The sequence below is a fragment of the Streptosporangium sp. NPDC000239 genome, from assembly GCF_040300765.1.
In the GTDB taxonomy this organism is placed as follows: Bacteria; Actinomycetota; Actinomycetes; order Streptosporangiales; family Streptosporangiaceae; genus Streptosporangium.
The window spans coordinates 259,872-275,768 of sequence record NZ_JBEPEI010000009.1 but is presented as its reverse complement, the minus strand read 5'-3'; the positions used below and the strand labels follow the sequence as shown (position 1 = coordinate 275,768).

At 70.4% G+C, this 15,897-nt stretch carries 17 protein-coding genes; 8 read left to right on the top strand and 9 right to left on the bottom strand.

Going from position 1 to position 15,897, the window contains the following annotated elements:
• Positions 1-7 precede the first annotated feature (7 nt).
• Genes ABT340_RS23585 through ABT340_RS23575 form a run of 3 tightly spaced genes read right to left on the bottom strand, consistent with a single transcriptional unit; the run spans position 8 to position 4,467 of the window.
• Positions 8-1,993 carry a hypothetical protein gene (locus tag ABT340_RS23585; RefSeq protein WP_352012963.1) on the bottom strand — a complete coding sequence of 662 codons (1,986 nt, stop codon included), beginning with the start codon at positions 1,991-1,993 and terminating at the stop codon, positions 8-10.
• Positions 1,990-3,009 (bottom strand): hypothetical protein, encoded by a 1,020-nt coding sequence (locus ABT340_RS23580; protein WP_352012962.1) that lies wholly within the window; start codon positions 3,007-3,009, stop codon positions 1,990-1,992. Before ABT340_RS23580 ends, ABT340_RS23585 begins: the two co-directional genes overlap by 4 nt.
• A gap of 36 nt (positions 3,010-3,045) precedes the next feature.
• Complete coding sequence (locus ABT340_RS23575; protein ID WP_352012961.1) at positions 3,046-4,467, bottom strand: hypothetical protein; 1,422 nt, start codon at positions 4,465-4,467, stop codon at positions 3,046-3,048.
• Positions 4,468-4,703: 236 nt separating this feature from the next.
• On the opposite strand from ABT340_RS23575, the gene ABT340_RS23570 reads away from it, so the two are divergent.
• The 4 genes from ABT340_RS23570 (at position 4,704) to ABT340_RS23555 (ending at position 8,868) form a co-directional block, all read left to right on the top strand.
• Positions 4,704-6,098 carry a DUF4407 domain-containing protein gene (locus ABT340_RS23570; protein WP_352012960.1) on the top strand — a complete coding sequence of 465 codons (1,395 nt, stop codon included), beginning with the start codon at positions 4,704-4,706 and terminating at the stop codon, positions 6,096-6,098.
• Between the two features lie 8 nt (positions 6,099-6,106).
• Complete coding sequence (locus ABT340_RS23565; protein WP_352012959.1) at positions 6,107-7,582, top strand: protein kinase domain-containing protein; 1,476 nt, start codon at positions 6,107-6,109, stop codon at positions 7,580-7,582.
• A 106-nt stretch (positions 7,583-7,688) separates the two neighbouring features.
• Positions 7,689-8,483 (top strand): GntR family transcriptional regulator, encoded by a 795-nt coding sequence (locus tag ABT340_RS23560; protein WP_352012958.1) that lies wholly within the window; start codon positions 7,689-7,691, stop codon positions 8,481-8,483.
• Positions 8,484-8,520: 37 nt separating this feature from the next.
• Complete coding sequence (locus ABT340_RS23555; RefSeq protein WP_352012957.1) at positions 8,521-8,868, top strand: VOC family protein; 348 nt, start codon at positions 8,521-8,523, stop codon at positions 8,866-8,868.
• On the opposite strand, the gene ABT340_RS23550 is transcribed toward ABT340_RS23555, so the two are convergent.
• Positions 8,855-9,451, bottom strand: a complete 597-nt coding sequence (locus ABT340_RS23550; protein WP_352012956.1) for a TetR/AcrR family transcriptional regulator — start codon at positions 9,449-9,451, stop codon at positions 8,855-8,857. The genes ABT340_RS23555 and ABT340_RS23550 overlap by 14 nt on opposite strands.
• Before the next feature lie 239 nt (positions 9,452-9,690).
• Between ABT340_RS23550 and ABT340_RS23545 the strand changes: the two genes are divergently transcribed.
• Genes ABT340_RS23545 through ABT340_RS23530 form a run of 4 tightly spaced genes read left to right on the top strand, consistent with a single transcriptional unit; the run spans position 9,691 to position 11,160 of the window.
• Complete coding sequence (locus ABT340_RS23545; protein ID WP_352012955.1) at positions 9,691-10,101, top strand: hypothetical protein; 411 nt, start codon at positions 9,691-9,693, stop codon at positions 10,099-10,101.
• Positions 10,102-10,419 carry a hypothetical protein gene (locus ABT340_RS23540; RefSeq protein ID WP_352012954.1) on the top strand — a complete coding sequence of 106 codons (318 nt, stop codon included), beginning with the start codon at positions 10,102-10,104 and terminating at the stop codon, positions 10,417-10,419.
• Complete coding sequence (locus ABT340_RS23535; RefSeq protein ID WP_352012953.1) at positions 10,416-10,661, top strand: hypothetical protein; 246 nt, start codon at positions 10,416-10,418, stop codon at positions 10,659-10,661. Before ABT340_RS23540 ends, ABT340_RS23535 begins: the two co-directional genes overlap by 4 nt.
• Positions 10,639-11,160 carry a peptidoglycan recognition protein family protein gene (locus ABT340_RS23530; protein WP_352012952.1) on the top strand — a complete coding sequence of 174 codons (522 nt, stop codon included), beginning with the start codon at positions 10,639-10,641 and terminating at the stop codon, positions 11,158-11,160. The genes ABT340_RS23535 and ABT340_RS23530 overlap by 23 nt, the downstream gene beginning before the upstream one ends.
• 472 nt (positions 11,161-11,632) lie before the next feature.
• On the opposite strand, the gene ABT340_RS23525 is transcribed toward ABT340_RS23530, so the two are convergent.
• The 5 genes from ABT340_RS23525 to ABT340_RS23505 form a co-directional block, all read right to left on the bottom strand.
• A complete protein-coding gene (locus ABT340_RS23525; protein ID WP_352012951.1) occupies positions 11,633-12,118 on the bottom strand; it encodes an Ohr family peroxiredoxin in 486 nt (161 codons plus the stop codon).
• The gene (locus ABT340_RS23520; RefSeq protein WP_352012950.1) at positions 12,115-12,864 is read right to left on the bottom strand and encodes a sigma-70 family RNA polymerase sigma factor family protein; all 750 of its coding nucleotides are present in this window, start codon (positions 12,862-12,864) and stop codon (positions 12,115-12,117) included. Before ABT340_RS23520 ends, ABT340_RS23525 begins: the two co-directional genes overlap by 4 nt.
• Positions 12,857-13,762 (bottom strand): RNA polymerase sigma-70 factor, encoded by a 906-nt coding sequence (locus tag ABT340_RS23515; RefSeq protein WP_352012949.1) that lies wholly within the window; start codon positions 13,760-13,762, stop codon positions 12,857-12,859. The genes ABT340_RS23520 and ABT340_RS23515 overlap by 8 nt, the downstream gene beginning before the upstream one ends.
• A gap of 91 nt (positions 13,763-13,853) precedes the next feature.
• Positions 13,854-15,617 carry a ferritin-like domain-containing protein gene (locus tag ABT340_RS23510; protein WP_352012948.1) on the bottom strand — a complete coding sequence of 588 codons (1,764 nt, stop codon included), beginning with the start codon at positions 15,615-15,617 and terminating at the stop codon, positions 13,854-13,856.
• Entirely contained in the window at positions 15,610-15,840 is a 231-nt protein-coding gene (locus ABT340_RS23505) for a hypothetical protein (protein WP_352012947.1), read from the bottom strand. The genes ABT340_RS23510 and ABT340_RS23505 overlap by 8 nt, the downstream gene beginning before the upstream one ends.
• Between the last annotated feature and the right edge of the window lie 57 nt (positions 15,841-15,897).

Here is a 15,897-nt window from a genome sequence, read left to right as displayed (position 1 = left end):
CGCTTCCTCACCGATACATGATCAAATAGGGGATGGCAGCCCCGATGAAGCCGAAGAGCAGGAGAAAGAGCACGAAGAGAACCGGCCGGGGAATGAGCGGCTCGGAGCTCCGGCGCTCCGGAGCCGGCCGGAACCGGGAGAGGAAGCCTTCTCGCGGACGCGAACGCTGGTGCTGGTGCGAGGGGGACGACGAGGCGGGGCTCAGTCCTTCCAGCGGCCTGACAGCCGGGAGGTGGGCGACCGGGGGCTTGACCGGCTGGGGGCTGACGGGCTGGGGATTCGGTTCGGGTGGCGGCAGCAGTTGGCCGACCACGCGGTTGAGGGTCTTGGTGGAGAGCCGGGCCCGCTCAAGGAACTCGCAGAAGGCGCTCATCACGACGTTCCGCGCGCCCGGCCCGTACAGGTCGACTGCGGCGGCGACGAGCCCCGCCGACTCCGGCGGGAGGGGAAACCTGAGCACCTCCTCAAGCTCGGCGCGCCCGAACGACCGGCCGTAGGCCGCGACCAGCAGGCTCTTGAACCAGGCGAACCGGATCTCCCCGTCGTCCGGATGGACGGCCCCGATCGCGGCGGCGAGATAGCCGTGCTCCCGCAGCGCCGGGGCGATCGCCGGGTCCTCGGCGGCGTCGCCGCCCCTCATGACGAGCTCCCGGTAGACCAGCTGCACGATCGGCGGGTCGAACGGTTCCGCGGCAGCGGCCCTGACCAGGTCCCCGGTCTGCAGTTTCCGCAGTACGTCCGCCTTGCGCTCGTTGTCGGAACACAGCGGCAGCAGTCTCACCACGGCGCCGGGCTCGGTGGGCATGCGCAGCATGGCGTTGACCAGCGTTTTGCTCAGCCCGCCCAGTTCCTCCTGGATCCTCCCCACGCCTTCGACGGTGAGCTCGGGGCCGTACCCGACGGCCAGGACGGTGTCGTAGAGGAAGGTCTCCAGGCGTTTGGGCAGCTTCGGGTACTCCCACAGCAGCCGCTTCACCCTGATGGTCTCCCGGTGGAGGCGCCGGTCCCCGTCGAGGAGACCGGCGGCGGCGTTGAGCCTTCCCAGGCGAGCCTCAAGCTCGTCGTACCGTTCCTGCTCAAGGAGGTCGGCGCAGGCCTTCAACGCCTCACCGACCTGCGCGGACGACCACCTGACGGGCATCAGCGCCGTCGCGTGGCTCGCCTCGTCGAGCAGGGTGAGGACCCGCTGCTGGGCGTCCTTGAACGACAGCGGCTCGGTCTGCCTCGCGAGCCTGGTCACGGCCTCCTCCGGGGAGAACTCGTCGAGCAGCTCCACGTACCGGCCCGCGATGTCACGGCGGGCGGCGACGGCGTCGTCGGCCCCCCAGGTGACGGAGTACGCCCCCTCCCTGGTGTGCTTGGCGAACGAGAGCTTGATCCGGTGCTCGGCGGAGCTGTCGGTCCACGTCGAGACCGTCAGCCGTGCCCGCAGGCCGTACGGCAGGAGCGCGGCGACCGTGTCGAGGAAGCGCAGCCGTTCGCGCATCGAGACGGCCTCGCCCCGCAGCACGCAGACCTGCTCGTCCGTCAGCAGCAGCGCCGCGGCGTTCATCGCCGTCCTGTCGACCCGGTCCGCGATCACCCTCGGGTCGAGGACGGGGACGTTCACGTTGAGGGGGCCGTCGACCGGCAGCGTGCGGCCGACGAGGGCGTCGTAGAGCCCCTCGTAGGAGACCGGGCCGTCGGCGACCTGACCGTAGGGCACGCAGAAGTAGCGGGTGTCGGCGATCGGCCTGCCCAGCCGGTCCCTGCGGTCCGACCACTCCTGGATGGCCAGGCCGATGTAGGGGGTGTCGATGCCCCCGACCCAGCTGACCGTCACCTGGGGCAGGTCCGTGGGGGTCCCCGGCGCGTAGCGGGTGACGATCTTGACGAAGTCGTCGTGACCCAGCCGCCCCCTGCTGCACGCCAGGACGTTGTAGTCGTCCCTGGTGTCGGAGAGCTTGCCCCACAGAGCCCATTCCGCCGCGAGCCGCACCTCCCCCCTGGTCATCGGACTCCCTTCGCGTCCCCGTTCGACGACAGCTGCTGCCCGAGCCAGAGCATCGGCTCGACCACGTTGATCGGGTGCGCCTGCCCGCGGATCTGGTAGCCGCTTCCCGGCGGGGTGTGCGGGTCCCGTACGCCGCCCGCGCCTCCGAGCGCCTCGGGGATCAGGTTCTGGAAGTCGTCGGGGTCGAAGGTCCCCCTCATCGGGTTCAGGTAGAAGCCGATCGACGAGGTCACGAAGAACTTGATCCGGTCGGGGTGGAAGAACTGTTTGAGGGTGGGCAGCACCATGTTCGCGTTTCCGCTGGCCGAGACGGTGGACAGGGCCTGGAACAGCTCCTCGGCGTCCTCCTCTCCGACCCGGGGGAAGCAGTGGGGGTCGGCGGGGTCGGGGCTCAGCAGGCTCAGGCTCTGCGCGGTCTTCAGAACCCGCAGTTCGTCGAACTTGGTGACGCAGACGGCGAGGTGGTGCGGCAGCATGCCGTCGGCGAACTCGTCCGTGGCGAGCATCCGCTGGGCGAGGTCGGCCAGCACGCCGTGCAGGTAGGCGAAGGCGTCCCCGTCCTCGAACTCCCGGATCGGGTCGAAGAGGAAGACGATGCCCCTGCTTGAGGCGAGGTTGTCGAGCAGGTCCTCCCGGTCGGTCCCGCGCCCGCGCTTGGAGTGGTACGAACGGCCCGGCGCGTCCAGCACGTCGATCCCGATCTTCCAGGCGCGCTCCTCCTTGCGCCTGCGCCCCCATCGTCTGGGCTGCGGCTCCGGCTTCTTGCTCAGGAACCAGCGGTAGTGGCCCAGTGCCCCGGTCGCCGGGGGGAAGCGCTGGTCGTGGGAGAGCGCCGTGGTCATCTCGATGAGGAAGTCGGTCGAGGGACCGTCTGCCCCGATGACCCGCCACGGCCCCTTCTTGAGGATGAGAGCGATGTCGAGGGCGGCGAGGAACGTGGTCTTCCCGCTGCCCGGCGCCCCCCATATGGCGATGTTGTGATCGGAACGTGCCGGTTGTCCCAGGTCAGGGTGCACGGTGAGCCTCATTCCATCTGTTCGCTGACATCTCACTCACGGCGTCTCGATCAGGGGGAAGGGGATCCGCTGGGTCCGCGACGCCATCAGGCCGAGCCCGGCGCCGAGTTCCCGGACGTCCACCGCGTCGTCGAGCCGGACCAGCCCGTCCCGGCCCAGGCGGGACCAGGCGGAGCCCTCCCGCCCCGGAGGCCGGTCGCAGATCGCCCCGAACACCAGGCCGGGGTACTGCTCAAGCCTGCGCACCTGCTGTTCCCAGTCGATCCTGCGCGGGCAGGGCAGGACCTCCGAGTGGTGCGCCCTGGGCGGGTGCGGCGGCCCGTCGCCGACCGTGAGCAGCGCCGTACGCCCCTGGAAGGCCGGGGGAAGACGGCTCGTCACCTCGGCCAGCATGTCCTCGACCATCGCCGCGCCGGTGTAACCCCGGTAGACGGCCTCGCGTTCCCTGACGCGTTCCTCCAGGAGCTCCAGGGACCGCCGGGCGCGTTCTGCGGGCACCTGCCAGTCCGCGACGTCGACCGGATCGTCGAGAACCTTCCGCTGGAAGGAGTGCGCGCCGTAGGCGACCAGCGACACCTGGAGTCGGTCGTCCAGTTCGCCGGATATCGTGGTGATCATCTGGCTGACGCGCCGCAGCCTCTCGTGCACCCGCTCGGCCGCCCCGCTGACCTCGACGGCGCAGATCAGATGCGCGGGCCCGACCGACGGTTCGAGCCGGTACGGCACCGCGGCCACCAGTTCGGTCCAGCTCCGGCCGCCTCTGGTGAGACCGGGCAGACCGGAGAAGCGGACCCGGCCGGGCCGTTCCAGCTCGGCGGTGATCTCGTAGCGTCCCGGCGGGACCTTCGCCGTGTGGACGGACAGCGGCGTGGGCCGCCGGTCCTGCCACGCCACGACCACGAACGCCGTGCCCTGCTCGTCGCTCGGCTCGCAGCGGACGGTGACGGCGGAGGAGCTGCCGCGCTGGGTGTCGATCGCGAACAGCGGCGCGCAGGTGAGTTCGAGCCGGTTGGTCGCCGGGTGGCGTCTCAGGACGACGAGCTCGTAGGACCGGCACAGGGGTTCGTCGGCGACGACCTCACGGAGCAGCGCCTCGACCCGCACCCCGGAGCGGGTGAAGGAGAAGGCCCGTGGATGGGCCGCCCTCAACCACTCCATCGCCTCCTCGGCCCGGGGGTCGCCCGGAGCCGAGCCGACCAGCACCACCGTGGTTTCGGCGGAGGCCCGCACGGCGTCGAGAACCGCCTGTCTGTCCCCGGGACCTCCTGGGGTGTCCTCCGAGTCGGTCCAGCGGACCACCTCTCTCCCCTGGCCACGGGGTGTTCCCGCCTCGTCACGGTGCAGGTCGAAGACGGTGACGCCCTGAGCCGCGACCTCCGCCACGCACAGGCGCCTGGTGCCGCCCAGCTCGGCGACCGCTTCGGTGAAGGTCTTGCGGAGCAAGCTCGATTCGGTCAACTAAGACTCCCGTTGCCACATCTCCCCAAAGCCGGTCTTGTTCCCCGAATAGTCACCTATGCCGTCAAACCGAAAAAACGACACAAGTCAGAAATTTTGCTATATTTCGCCGTCATTCACCGTGCTCATATTTGGCAATATGCATAGCCTATCCTGGCCCTGTACTGGTAGATCTGATACGAGGCAATCATGGTGCTCACGATCCGAGCAGGGGAGCCATTCCCGAGAGGAAACATGTGAGAAAGTTTCTGATCACCCTGTCCGGGGCCCAGCCCGACATCGTCAGGAGCTGCCCGACCGAGCACGGCAAGTTCGAGGGTATCGGCGGCGCGGTCCTCACCACCGGTGTGCTGGCCATTGTCTCGATGACGTTCGCCCTGTACAGCGCGCTCGGCGTCAGCATCTTCCTCGCCGTACCCGCCAGCGTCCTGTGGGGCCTGGCCATCATGAGCCTCGACCGGTGGCTGGTCGGTTCCATCCAGACGGACGGGCCACGCCGCTGGCGACTGGTCATACCGAGAATCCTCATGGCCGTGCTGCTCGGCGCGGTCATCTCGACCCCCCTCGTTCTGCAGATCTTCAAATCCGAGATCGACGCCCAGATCGTCCAGATCAGACAAGATCGCGCCAATAGCTTCACCCGCGAGCAGAAGAAAGGCGACATCGGCCAGGACGTCACCGCCCTGCGCCAGTCCGTCGCCGATCTGCGGAAGGTGATCGCCTCCCAGGGGGACGTGCCGCAGGACCCGGCGAAAGACCCGAAAATCAAGGCGCTGACCGCCGAACGCGACGCGCAGAAGAAACAGGCGGACGAGTACTACGACAAGTGGCAGTGCCAGCTGTACGGCGGGCCGACCTGCCCCCGCAAGGGCGACGGCGTGGTGGCCAAGGCGAGCAAGGCGGCCTACGACAAGGCGAACTCCCGGCTCGACACCCTCAACAAGCAGGTCGAGAAGCGCAAGCGGGAGCTGACCGCCAACGACGAGACCACCAAGCAGATCCGGTTCGAGGCGGCCAAGGCCGAACTGCCGAAGGTCCAGGAGCAGCTCGACGCCGCCGTACGACGGCAGAGCGACCTCCAGGAGTCCTTCGACGCGGAGAACAGGTCGGCCAACGGACTGCTGATCAGGCTGCGGGCGCTCAACGAGGTCTCCGGCAGGGACCTCACCCTCAACGCGGCCCGTCTCCTGCTGTTCCTGCTGTTCCTGCTGATCGAGTGCCTGCCGGTGACCGTCAAGATGATGCAGAAACCCGGCAACTACGAGAAGATCCTCGACCTGGCGGCACGACACGAGTTCCGTTCCGTCAAGGACAGCTTCGTCCCGGGCGTCCGGACCGAGGGAGCCGGGGCTTCCCCGGTCATGGGGGAGATCTGGCGCCGGGACGCCGCCCCCTCCCCGAAGCCCGACACCCCGGGCACCGTCCCGATGCCGCCTCCCCGGTCCGACGCGCGGGACGGCTCCACCACCTTCGAGACCCGGCCGGACACCCTCGACCCTGACGACGGGCACGTCTCCCTGGAGGACGAGGCGCTGCGTCAGATGCCGGACACGTGGGTGACCCGCACCACCGTCTCCGGCCAGGGCGCGGAGCGATCCGGCGGATTCGAGCTGTTCCCCGACGACGAGTGAGCCGTCATTTGATCAGAAGCCGTTATCGCCTGCTGTCCACGCTCGCCCAGGGAGGCATGGGCGCCATCTGGCTGGCCAGGGACGTGGTGCTCGACCGCCATGTGGCGCTCAAGGAGGTCGTGCTGACGCCGTACGGGGAGGACCTGTCCGTACGCACCGAGCGGGCGCTGCGTGAGGCGCGCGCCGCGGCGAGCGTCGGCCACCCCGGCATCGTCAAGATCTACGACGTGTTCCTCGAAGAGGGCAGGCCCTGGATCGTCATGGACTACATCAAGGGCCGCTCGCTCCTGAACCTGATCGAGGACGGCGGGCTCGGCGAGCGCGAACTGGCCAGGATCGGCGTCCGTGTGCTCGACGCGCTGAGCGCCGCGCACCGCGCCGGTGTCGTGCACCGCGACGTCAAGCCCGCCAACATCGTGATCAGCGAGGAGGGCGAGGTGTTCCTGGTGGACTTCGGCATCGCCCAGATCAACGGTCTGAGCGGCCTCACCACCCACAACGCCCTGGCGGGCACCCCGGACTTCATGGCGCCGGAACGCGTCAACGGCGGACGGACCGGCCCGCCCGCCGACCTGTGGTCCCTGGGGGTCACCCTCTTCCACGCCCTGGAGGGATACTCCCCCTTCCGCCGCGACAACGCCGCCGCGACCATGGGCGCCGTCCTCACCCAGCCACCGCCGCCGCTCTCCCGCGGGGGGCGGCTGTCCGAGGCGGTCGTACGACTGCTGGAGAAGGACCCGGCCAGGCGGATGGGCGCCGACGAACTCGCCCGCGTCCTGAGGTCGGTCGTCGCGGGCCCGATCCCCCCGCCGCCGCCTCGGGAACGACAGGAACGCCGGGAACCCCCGGAGCGCCAGAACCGTCAGGTCACGGAGCGGCGCGCCGTCGACCCGCAGAAGGCCGCGCGCCGCCTGGGCGCCATGGCGGCCGGACCCGCCGCGAGACTCCTGGAGACGCTGCCCAAGGAGACCGCCCAGCAGGTGGTGTCCCTGCTTGAGCCGCGGACCGCCGGAGGAATCCTGCTGGAGCTCCCCGAGAGCCAGGCCGCCGCCGTCCTCGTGGGGCTACAGGTGAGGGACGTCGGCGGTCTGCTGGAACGAATGGCCGTCGTCCCCGCGCGGGCCGCCTCGGTGCTGCAGATGATGTCCGCCGCCAGGGCGGGCCGCGTGGTGGACTACATCCGCCTTGAGGAGGCCTCCGCGATCGTCGGCGCGCTGCCCTCCGGTGAGGCGGCGCGGATCCTCGCCCACGCCCACGTCCGCACCGCCGCCGGGATCGTCAGGGAACTCTCCGGAACCCCGGCCGCCGTCCGGCTCGTCGAGGCCATGCCGCTACGCCGGGCCTGCGACGTCCTCTGCTACGTGCCGCCCGCGGTCGTCGCCACGGCGCTGCGGAACCTCCCCGCCGGGCTCGCCGAACGGCTGCTCGACGGCCTGGACGACAGGACCCGCGGCCTCGTCCTGCACCACCTGAAACGCCCCTGAGCCGTGGAACGGACCCGCGAGGGGCGACGGTCTCGATACGATCAATGGAAATGTCCCGGTCAGTGGTAGTCCGCCGCGAATGCCGACCCAAGGGGGAAACAAGAGGATGAGCGGCTCGCCGGCCCGCCGCACCCCGCGTGGCGCCGCGGGTGGGTTACCCCGCGTCGGCAACGGCTCCCTGGCCGAACGGACCACCCGCGCCCTCCTTGAGGCCATCATGGAGCGCCGCTTCCCCGGCGACCGCCTGCCCAACGAACCCGACCTCGCCGCCCAGCTCGGCGTCAGCCGCACCACCATCCGTACGGCGCTGCAGACGCTCGGACGGCTCGGCGTCGTCAGCAGGGCGCCGGCCAGGGGCACCCAGATCCGCCCCCACGTCGGGCGTGAGAGCATCCTGCTGCACCGCCTGGTCGGCTTCCGCGGACTGCTTGAGGCCAACCACGACGAGGTGCGCGTCGAACAGCGCTTCGAGGTGCGCGAACACCCGACCCCCGCGGGCATGACGGCCCTGGGCATCGGCGAGGACACCCCGATGGTGGCGCACGACAAGGTCATCTTCGCCGACGGGCGCCCGGCGGTGCACCTGTCACAGGAGGTGCCGCTCGGCTTCGTCGCCGAGGAGGTACGGCGCAGGCTCGTCGCGGGGCACCGCTTCGACCCCCCGGACACCATCTTCGAGTTCAGCCGGTCATGGCCGGGCCGGGAGATCGACCACTCCCTCGTCGAACTGGTTCCCGCCGTGGTGCCGCAGGCCGCCGGGTTCCGCCTCGACATGGCGCCGGGCACGCCGTACATCGCGATGCGGGAGGTCCACTACGCGGCGAGCAACGAGGCCGTCGCCTACTCGGAGGAGACCGTCGACGACTCCCTCATCCGGTTCAGGATGGTCCGTACCCGCTGATCCGGTATGAAGGAGACCGTCCTTCGGGGAGGAAACCATGAGCGTTCGCCGTGTCGTGCCGGACATCCATACGGAGTCCATGGAACAGAGCCGTGACTTCTACGGCCTGCTCGGCCTCGTCGAGGTCATGGACCTGGGGTGGGTCGTGACGATGGCCTCACCGGCCAACCCGACGGCGCAGGTCATCCTGATGGGACCGGAGGCGAGCGCCACGGTGCACCCCGACGTCAGCGTCGAGGTGGACGACGTGGACGCGGTCCACGAGGCGCTGGTCGCGCGGGGCGCGAAGATCGTGCACTCCCTGCGGGACGAACCGTGGGGGGTGCGCCGGTTCTTCGTGCTCGACCCGAACGGCAAGGTCGTCAACGTCGTCAGCCACCGGTGACCGGCTGGGCCAGCAGCAGGCCCGCGCAGCGGGCGACGAGGTCCTCGGCGTGGGCGGGGATCGCGCCGCCCGCCTGGTGGTGACGGCGCACCGTGGCGTAGGGGAGATCGACGGTCGCCAGCACCAGCCGCTCGACCTCCGGCGGCGTGCCCGGCCCGAGGCGCCTGGCCAGGGCGACGAGGGCCTCCTCGATCCGGCGGTTGCCGGTCCTCAGCCGTTCACGGGCGTCCCGCGGCCAGTCGGACTCGCCGAAGTCCGCGGGGCCGTACAACAGGACACGGGCCTGGAGCGGGTTGGCCCGGCTCCACGCGACGACGTGACCGGCCGCCGCCATGACGGCCCGCTCCGGCGGCTCCTCGTGCGTCGCGGCCAGGAAACCCTCCTGGAAACGGTCGACGGTGCGCAGCCACAGCGCGGCGAGCAGAGCCGCCCTGCTGGGGAAGCGGTGGTAGACCGAACCGCTCGGCGCGCCCGCCTCACGGGCGACCGCCGCCATGGTGACGCTCCCCGGCCCCGACCGCGCCGCCAGCCGCACCGCGGCGTCGAGGAGCCGGTCGACATCGTGCTGTGACGGTCTTCCCACGGCCCAAGAATACGGGTGGGGAAACACGACCCCCACGGTGCGTGGCAGTGCGTGGCGGAAGAGTCACTGGCCCCTTACCGGAAGCCCAAGAATCGGCTCGCTATCTGTACTTTCCGTATTACATTAGTCACTCTCTGTATAGACGTCGTGCACGGCACGCCCTAGGAAAGGAAAGCCGATGTCGACCGGACCACGCTCCGTCTCCTTCTGGAGCGGCCCCCGGGGACGGCACTGACGTGTTGCGCCGGCTCATTCACCGATTCGACCGCCGGGTCGGCTTCCGCGGATCGGTGTTGCTGTTCCTGGCACTGTGGAGCGCCAGCCAGGCGATCCGGCTCGCCTGGCCCGACCCCCTTGTCACCAGGACCCCCACCTACGTCTACCTCGCCAGCGTCGCCCCACTCGGGATGCTGGCCGTTCCCTGGGCCGCCTGCGCGATCATGTGCGGCATCCAGGCCTTCACCATGACCGACTGGGTGGCCTTCGCCCTCGCCGCAGGCGTCCTGGTCGCCTGGGCCGTGATCCACCTGGTGGGCGGCGTCAGGGGAGCGATCCCCCAGGCGTACTGGGCCTGCGTCGTGCAGGTGGCGGTCGCGAGCCTCATCCTGCGCCTGTCGCGCTGGCCCGAGCCAACAGAACGGGGGCACTGAATGGACCCTGGCGTCATCGTCGGCGCTGCGGGCGCGCTGGCCGGCCTGCTTTCCACCGTCTACACCGCCCGACAGGCCAGAAGAGCCGCGGAGGACCAGGAGGCCGCCGCCGAACGCGCGGCGCTCCGCCAGGTCGAACAAGGCGCCTACCAACGGGCGAGCGCCTTCGACGTGGACACCCAGATGCGCATGCAGGCCGAGATCGCACGCCAGGCGGAGCAGATCCGCACCCTGCAACGGCAGGTCGCCAGACTGACCCGGCAACTCACCCATGTGGGCCTGGTCCCCGACATCGACGACGAGGAAGAACACGCGTGACCCTGCCCACCACCGCGTACGGCCTGCCCGGCTCGTACGGCGCCGCGGGCCTGTTCGGGGCGCCACCTCGGAGCAGGGCCGTGACCTGGAGCGACACCGCGAACCTGTGCGGAATGACACCTCAGGACGACACTGCGAGCTCGTTCGGGGCCTCGCCCCAGGACCAGACCGCGATCCGGAGCAACACCGTGAGTCCGAACACCGACAGAGGAGATGCCCATGAGCATGCTCAGCCGCCGTGACTGGGGGGCCAGGCCCCCCAAGGACGCCTACACCACGCTCACCCACACCAAGGGTGTCAAGATCCACTACACCGGCGACCACGTCGATCCCGCCCTGGCCAGGGAGCACGCCAGGTGCGTGGCCACGGTCAAGGCGATCCAGGACCACCACATGGACGGCAACGGCTGGATCGACATCGGCTACTCGCTGGTGGTCTGCCCGCACCGCACGATCTTCCAGGGCCGGGGCGCCGGGCACCTGCCCGCCGCCAACGGCGCCGGGCTCAACTCCGACCACTACGCCGTCCTGGGGCTCGTCGGCACCTCCGGCCTGACCCAGCCGCCCGACGACATGCTGCTGGGCATCCTCGACGCGATCGACTACCTCCGCGAACACGGCGGCGCGGGCAACGAGGTCAAGGGCCACCGTGACGGCTACTCGACCGACTGCCCCGGCGAAGCCCTCTACAACTGGCTCAAAGCCGGCGCCCCCCGCCCCAAGACCGACGAGTCCCACTGACCGACGTGCTCCCCGCACGTGCGGGGAGCACGCCCCGGGGCCCCGGGCCCGCGCTGGTCGAGCCGCGACGGCTCACACCGGACGGCCCACCACCGAGACAGGCCGGGCCCGGTGGGCGCTGATGGTCATGGTCGTCCCGGTTCGGACGGCGGGCGGGAACACACGTCGTTCGATCCGTGAAGTCGGGACTCCTCACCTGGGCTGGAATTCCCGGGAACTTTCGTCCGGGCCGAAATTTCCGAGGTTCTTCATTCGGACCGTGAGTCCCGGGTTTCGGAGCGACCGTGAGCCTTCACATAAGCCCGCACAAGGCCGTGTAGGAGCCGGAGTTCGGAGAGGCCGGGCATTTCGCGGAGGACGGGTCCCCGACGCACGGAAGCCGCCCGCGGTGGCGTGCCCGAGCCGCACGTCAGGAGGTACGGCGGGGCGACGGGTGGGATGACGTTCCGGCCTCAGGAGGGGCGCCCGAAGCTCAGGGGGCGAGGGTGAGGGTGGTGGGGATGCCTTGGCGGGTCATTTTGGTGTAGGGGCACAGGGCGGCTGCCTGGGTGAGGAGGGGGTTGGCCCTGTCGGGGGTGGCTCCGGGCCAGTTGACGACGAGGTCGGCGCGGAGCTGGTACCCGCCGTCCGCCGGGTCGCGGCCGAAGGCGACGGTCGCCTCGACCGTGATCGCGGCGGGGTCGAGGTGGTGCTGACGGGCCAGCAGGCTGAGGGCGCCGTGGAAGCAGGCGGCGTAGCCCGCGGCGAAGAGCTGCTCGGGGTTCGGCCCCGTGGCGTCGCCACCCAGTTCCTCGGGCATCCGCAGCTCCAGGTCAAGGGCGCCGTCCGCGGAGCGGGCCCGGCCGGTGGCCCGGCCGTGGGCGGAGCTGCCGCCGCTCACCTCGACACTCGTGACGTAGAGCGGTTTGAACGCCGAGCCGTCGTAGTCGTGGTCCGTGGACAGGATCGGGTCGTTCACCGGTACGCCTTCCGTGGCAGCGGACGATGCCACGGCCGCAGTTTGTCGGGGTTCAGCACGATCCACACGGCGGTGACCAGGGCTCCGGCGACGCTCATGCCGACCACCGCCACGGCCTGGCCCGCCTGGCGCAGCACCAGGCCCGTCCGGCCGTTCACCGACTCGGCGGTCACCTCGGTGCCGGACTGGCCGGTCAGCAGAGCGACGACGAAACAGGCGACCGCGTCCGCCCCGTGAACGGGATGTACGGCGGCGCGTAGTTTGCCGCCTCCGTCGCTCACGGCTGTCGCGTTCCCGGCCAGGATCTCCCGCAGCGCCGTCACGTCCCCCAGGCCCCAGACCCGGGCGAACCGCCGTACGACACGGTCGTGCTCGGCGAGGGCCCGCGGGTGTGCCGAGCCGACAGCGAGGGCCCGTGGGCGCGCGGGTTCGGCGGTGAGGGCGGGCGGACGCGCGGGGCCGACGGGTTCTGGCCGGTGCTCCGGGGCGGCGACGCCGGGGGCGGGAGCCGGGGCCGGGGCGGCGAGGAGTTCGAGGCAGATCCCTCCGGCCACCTTCGTCAGCCAGGCGCGGGGCACCGTGATGGCGCCGCGTTCCGCCTCGTCGAGGCTGTACCAGCGACGGTAGGTCTCCTGGACGATCCGGTCGGCCAGGGGTTCCGAGCCCAGCATCCACAGGGCGATCTCGATCAGGTGCCGACGTTCGTTGAGCATCTCCGTCAGCGTCCCGGCGCTCACCTCAGCCATGTCCCACCGCCCCGACCGTGCGAGGCCGTGAGCGTTCGAACGCGTCGAGTTTGGCCGGGTTGACGACCCACATGACGTGGTGGATGCCCTGTGGGGAGGCGTCGATGGTGAGAAAGGTGGTGCCGTGGTTGCGGGGGACGATCACCCCGGCCCTGCCGTTCGCCTCGACCCAGGTGATGTCGGCGCCCGGCCAGAACCGCGGCGCGTAGGTGGCGACGAACTTCGCCACCCGGGAACCGCCCGTGATGGGGAAGCGCGCCGCCCCTCTGATGCCGTTTCCGTCGGAGGAGCTGACGACGTCCGCCGCGAAGAGATCTTCGAGGGCGGCGACGTTCCCCGTCTCGGCGGCGGCGAGGAAGACCTTCAGCAGGCGCCGGTGCTCCGTCTTGTCGATGGGCTCGCGGCGCTCGGCGGTCAGGCGTTTACGGGCGCGGCTCACGAGCTGGCGGACGTTGACCTGGCTGAGCTGGAGGATCTCCGCGATCTGCGGATAGGGGTAGACGAAGGCCTCACGGAGCACGTAGGCGGCCCGTTCCGTCGGGGTGAGCCGCTCCAGCAACAGCAGGAAGGCGAATTCGAGTGCCTCCCCGCGTTCGGCGCCCAGGGTGGGGTCGAGGCTGGTGTCGACGGGTTCGGGGAGCCAGGGCCCTATGTAGGCCTCACGGCGTGAGCGGGCGGACTGGATGACGTTGATGGACAGGCGGGTGGTGATCAACGCCAGGAAGGCCGAGGGGTTCTCGACGGTCGCGCGGTCGGTGTTCTGCCAGCGCATCCAGACCTCCTGGAGGATGTCCTCGGCCTCCGTCACGCTGCCGAGCATCCGGTAGGCGATGCCGAACAGGCGCGGACGCAGCTCGACGAACGCGGAGGCGACCTGTTCCAGGGATTCCGTACGCATGTTCACCCGTGCCTTCGCTGCATCGGCGACAACCTGTCCACATTGATTCCCCGGCCGGCCGGTGATCCGTCACACGACCGGCCAAAACGGCCTACGCTCCGCCGTCGCACAGCGGCCCCGGCTCCTCCCGGAAGTCGATCCTCCGGTGGGTGCCGTCGCACAGCGGTTTGTTGCCGGAGTGGCCGCAGCGGCACAGCGTCATCCTGTTGCGGGTCTCCAGCGGCTGTCCGTCGGAGCGGGTGACCGGCACCCCTCCGGTGACCCACAGCGCGCTGGCCAGGCCGTTCTCCTCCTCCAGGACCGAGACGGCCTGCGGGAGGTCGGGTTCGACCGTCTCGCCGCCACGGCTCAGGGCGTAGCTGTAGGAGCCGGAGGGACAGTGGTCGATGCGGCCCATGATGTCGGAGCGCACGTCGCTGTCGTCGGTGTCGGCGAGCATCTCGGCGATCGGCCTGGTCCGCCCGACGCAGAAGGCCGCGTGGACGCACAGCTCCCCCACCCGCTGGGCCGAGATGCCCACCCCGTCGTGCACGTGCTGCGTCTCCCTGTACGGCGGGGCGACGGCGGCCTCCGTGCCGTCGAACCCGACCGCCGCGTGGGTCCCGTCACAGAACGGCTTCGACGAGGAGTGCCCGCAGCGGCACAGCGCGTAGGTGTCCTCGGTCTCCAGGTGTTCGTGGGTCTGCCAGGTCAGCGCGTCGTTCCCGGCGGAGACGATCTTCCGCTTGCGTCTGAGGGGCACGCCGCCGTACACCACGTAGGGGCCGTCGCGCAGGACGACGATCCGCCGCCGGTCGCCGACGCTCCACCGGCGCAGTTCGGGCGCCACGTACTCGAAGGTGGGACCGGCGTCGGGCGTCTCCATCAGGGCTTGGGCCTGCGCCTTGAGCGCGTACATGGTGCCGGTGGCGACCGAGAGCATCCTCGGGCTGCCGTTGAACGCCTGTTCCAGCAGGTGCAGAAGGGCGCAGTAGGTGTGGTTGAACTCCTCCTGCGCGGCGCGGGCGGGGCTGCCGGGCGGCGCGGGCCTGGGGTCGCGCCGCATCGGACGCACCCCGGCCAGGTCGACGGAGACGGCCTCACCGGTCGGCCCTGACTGCGGGGTGTCGCCACGTCGGTAGCGGCGGCCCGCCTTCAGCTCCTGGAACCGGTAGTAGTGCGCGACCTCGTCCCGTTCCGGGTGGAAGACGTCCCGGTCGCCGTCCCAGACCTCGCCGTGGTCCAGGCCCTCGCCCTGTTCGACGATCTCCGCCAGCGCCGTCAGCGCGGACTTCAGGCCGTCGACGACGACCAGCCGCCCGGCGGTGTGCCGGAAGTGGGCCGCGTGCACCTGGCGTGCGGGGTCGCCGCTGAAGACCTCCTGTTCACCGAGCCGGTCACACAGCAGCCGCAGTCCCTGTTCGACGGCGGCGTAGAACTGCCCGATCGTCTCGTAGCCGTCGCTCTGCGCCACGGCACCGGCGGGCGCGGGCCGTTCGATCCGCAGGAACATCTCCAGTGCCTCCGGCCCGAAGGGGACCAGGGACAGTTCGATGTCGCTGTGGGGCAGCCGCCGGGGATGCGGTGGCAGCATCTCCGGGGTGTCGAGGCGTGGCCTGCCGCCGACGGCGTTGAGCAGGTTCGCGGCCAGCGTCAGGTGCAGCATCTCCTCGGCGAAGACGCTGCCCACCACCTCGACGGCCTCCCGGTTGCGCTCCGGGTCCAGCGAGTACAGCGCGCACAGGTACGGCGGCAGCGTCGCGTGTTCCAGCTCGATCGCCCACTGCAGGTGTTCCCTGAGGCTGTCGAGCGTGTCGATCCCCCCGTTGACGCCCCCGTTGACGCCCCGGCCGTCCCGGACCGGGTGTTCAGGCACCGTGACCGCCGGGCCGGGAGTCGTCCTCCAGCACCTCGACCGCTTCGAGCAGACCCCGCAGGCCGATCTCCTCGCGCTCGGCGTCGGTGGGGTCGAACAGCCAGTCGGTGACCGGCAGCCCGGCCACCTCCTCGGGGTGGCTCGCCTCGACCTGGGTCAGTTCGATCTCGACCTCGGCCTGGAGTTCGTACAGGAACTCGTTCTCGGCGTTCGGGGTGCTCATCTTTCCTCCGCGTGTGGTTCGAGCGCTCCGCCGTACGGCGTGCGGGCGGTGTGGGCC

Coding starts and splice junctions, on each gene's coding strand:
- ABT340_RS23515 (WP_352012949.1), bottom strand. CDS start 13,762: ATGCGTACGGAATCCCTGGAACAGGTCGCCTCCGCGTTCGTCGAGCTG.
- ABT340_RS23555 (WP_352012957.1), top strand. CDS start 8,521: ATGAGCGTTCGCCGTGTCGTGCCGGACATCCATACGGAGTCCATGGAA.
- ABT340_RS23520 (WP_352012950.1), bottom strand. CDS start 12,864: ATGGCTGAGGTGAGCGCCGGGACGCTGACGGAGATGCTCAACGAACGT.
- ABT340_RS23585 (WP_352012963.1), bottom strand. CDS start 1,993: ATGACCAGGGGGGAGGTGCGGCTCGCGGCGGAATGGGCTCTGTGGGGC.
- ABT340_RS23560 (WP_352012958.1), top strand. CDS start 7,689: ATGAGCGGCTCGCCGGCCCGCCGCACCCCGCGTGGCGCCGCGGGTGGG.
- ABT340_RS23530 (WP_352012952.1), top strand. CDS start 10,639: ATGAGCATGCTCAGCCGCCGTGACTGGGGGGCCAGGCCCCCCAAGGAC.
- ABT340_RS23540 (WP_352012954.1), top strand. CDS start 10,102: ATGGACCCTGGCGTCATCGTCGGCGCTGCGGGCGCGCTGGCCGGCCTG.
- ABT340_RS23505 (WP_352012947.1), bottom strand. CDS start 15,840: ATGAGCACCCCGAACGCCGAGAACGAGTTCCTGTACGAACTCCAGGCC.